The sequence below is a fragment of the Ferrovibrio sp. genome, from assembly GCF_017994015.1.
Classification (GTDB): domain Bacteria; phylum Pseudomonadota; class Alphaproteobacteria; order Ferrovibrionales; family Ferrovibrionaceae; genus Ferrovibrio.
The window spans coordinates 1-2,780 of sequence record NZ_JAGOLP010000121.1; the positions used below are offsets into that span (position 1 = coordinate 1).

Below are 2,780 nucleotides of genomic sequence, written 5' to 3' on the forward strand. Positions count from 1 at the left end.
ATCATAAACCACGCCTCCAAGCAGAGCCTGTCCGACGCCCTGGGCGATGCCGCCATGCACCTGGCCTTCAACAATCATCGGATTGATCACGTTGCCGAAATCATCCACCGCCACCCAATTGGCAATGGTGGTGACGCCGGTATCGGGATCAATCTCCACCTCGGCGATATGGCAGCCCGAGGGGAAGGTGAAGTTGGCCGGGTCGTAGAACGCGGTTTCCTCGAAGCCGGGCTCAAGATCGGCCGGGTAGTTATGCGGCACATAGGCAGTGAAGGCCACGGCGGCCATCGGCACCTGCTTGTCGGTGCCGGCAACCGAGAAGCTGCCGCGCTCATACACCACATCGTCAACCGAGGCTTCCATCAGATGGGCCGCGATCTTCTTGCCTTTTTCGATCAGTTTGTCGGCAGCCTTGGAAATGGCCGAGCCGCCAACCGCTAGCGAGCGCGAGCCATAGGTGCCCATGCCCATCGGGATTTGTGCCGTGTCACCATGCACAATCTCGATCTGCTCCATCGGCACGCCGAGCTTGTCGGATACCAACTGGGCGAAGGTGGTTTCGTGGCCCTGGCCGTGGCTATGGCTGCCGGTATAGACGCAGACCGAGCCGGTGGGGTTGAAACGGATCTTAGCCGATTCCCACAGGCCTACACCGGCGCCGAGCGACCCCACCACCGCCGAGGGCGCGATGCCGCAGGCCTCAATGTAGCAGGAGATGCCGATGCCGCGCAGCTTGCCGGCCTTGGCCGATGCAGCCTTGCGGGCCGGGAAGCCGTCATAATCGACGGCCTTCATCGCCTCGCTCAGCGTCAGGTCATACTGGCCGCTGTCATACACGCAGGCCACCGGGGTCTGATACGGGAAGGCATCCGGCTTGATGAAGTTGCGGCGGCGGATTTCCGCCGGGTCCAGCTTCATCTCGCGTGCGGCGGCTTCCACGATCCGCTCCACCACATAGGTGGCTTCCGGCCGGCCGGCGCCGCGATAGGCATCCACCGGCGCGGTGTTGGTGAACACCGCCTTGACCTCGGCATAGATCGCCGGGGTGGTGTATTGCCCGGCCAGCAGCAGGGCATACAGATAGGTCGGCACTGCCGAGGCGAAGGTGGAGAGATAGGCGCCCATATTGGCGAGCGTATCCACCTTGAGGCCAAGGAATTTGCCATCCTTGTCCATCGCCAGTTCGGCAATGGTGAAGTGATCGCGGCCATGGGCGTCGGTGAGGAAAGCCTCGCTGCGGTCAGAGGTCCATTTCACCGGCCGGCGCAGCTTGCGCGCCGCCCAGAAAGCCACGGTCTCTTCGGGGTAATTGAAAATCTTCGAGCCGAAGCCGCCACCCACATCCGGCGCCACCACGCGCACCTTATGCTCGGGCAGGCCGAACACGAAGGCGCACAGGATCAGCCGCAGCACATGCGGATTCTGGCTGGTGACATAAACCGTGGTCATGTCGGTGCCACGATCATATTCCGCCACGGCGCTGCGCGGTTCCATCGGGTTGGGCGAGAGGCGGTTGTTGACCAGCTCCACCTTGGTGATGTGATGCGCTTTGGCGAAAGCCGCCTGGGTGGCTGCCTTGTCACCGAAATCCCAGTCGTAGCAGAGATTGCCGGGGGCATCGGCATGCACCTGGGGGGCGCCGGGCTTGAGCGCGCCGCGCAGGTCGATGGCCGGGCTGAGCACGTCATACTCAACCTCGATGGCCTCGGCCGCATCGCGGGCCTGGGCGCGTGTTTCGGCGATCACCACCGCCACCTGGTCGCCAACATGGCGCACATATTCCACCGCAATGGAATCATGGCGCGGCGCCTTGTGCGGCTGGCCGTCCTTGCCCTTCACGGTCCAGCCGCAGATCAGGCCGCCAACCTTGTCGTTGGCCATGTCCTGGCCGGTGTAAACCGCTACCACGCCGGGCATGGCGCGGGCAGCAGCCGTATTGATGGATTTGATCTTGGCGAAAGCATGCGGCGAGCGCAGGAAATGCGCATGGGCCTGGCCGGGCCGGTTGATGTCGTCGGTATAATTGCCCTGGCCGGTAATGAAGCGATAGTCCTCCTTGCGGCGGACGGAAGTGCCGATAACAGCCTGGTTGGTCATGATATCACCCCTTCATGGCGGCAGCGCCGGCCTGCACGGCCTTGACGATGTTGTGGTAGCCGGTGCAGCGGCAGATATTGCCTTCCAGCTCGTGCCGGATCTGCTCTTCAGTGGGGTTGGGGTTACGCTGCACCAGGTCCACCGCGCTCATGATCATGCCGGGGGTGCAGAAGCCACATTGCAGGGCGTGGTTCTCGCGGAAGGCTTCCTGCATCGGATGCAGTGCATCGCCATTCGCCAGGCCTTCAATGGTGGTGACTTTGGCGCCATTGGCTTGCGCCGCCAGGATGGTGCAGGACTTCACGCTGCTGCCATTCACATGCACCACGCAGGCGCCGCACTGGCTGGTATCGCAGCCAACATGGGTGCCGGTAAGGCCAAGATGTTCACGCAGGAACTGGACCAGAAGCGTGCGCGGCTCAACTTCGCGCGACACATTCTCGCCATTGACGGTGATCGACACTTTGGTCATTCGCTTTCCTCCCGTTGGGGCTTACGGAAACTCATTTAGTCCGCTGGTTACCCGAGGCGAGTGTGGGGGCTTCGACACTCGGGCGTCAAGTTGCAATGCTGTTAATGGCGCACGTATCGGGGGCGGCTGAAATCCAGGCAGGTCAGAATTTCAGCACCAGCATGGTGATGATGCCGGCCAGCACCACCAGGCCGCCGATCCAGGCCCAGGC

2 protein-coding genes are annotated in these 2,780 nt (G+C 62.7%); both read right to left on the bottom strand.

Annotation, left to right across the window (positions count from 1 at the left end):
* Positions 1-2,097, bottom strand: a 2,097-nt coding sequence (locus KBB36_RS20930; RefSeq protein WP_290985858.1) for a xanthine dehydrogenase family protein molybdopterin-binding subunit, incomplete at its 3' end; no start/stop codon positions are given.
* A 4-nt stretch (positions 2,098-2,101) separates the two neighbouring features.
* Complete coding sequence (locus tag KBB36_RS20935) at positions 2,102-2,569, bottom strand: (2Fe-2S)-binding protein (protein WP_290985861.1); 468 nt, start codon at positions 2,567-2,569, stop codon at positions 2,102-2,104.
* Positions 2,570-2,780: the final 211 nt, after the last annotated feature.

Bases quoted from the DNA above. Each gene is read 5' to 3' on its own strand.
- KBB36_RS20935 (WP_290985861.1), bottom strand. From the start codon at position 2,569: ATGACCAAAGTGTCGATCACCGTCAATGGCGAGAATGTGTCGCGCGAA.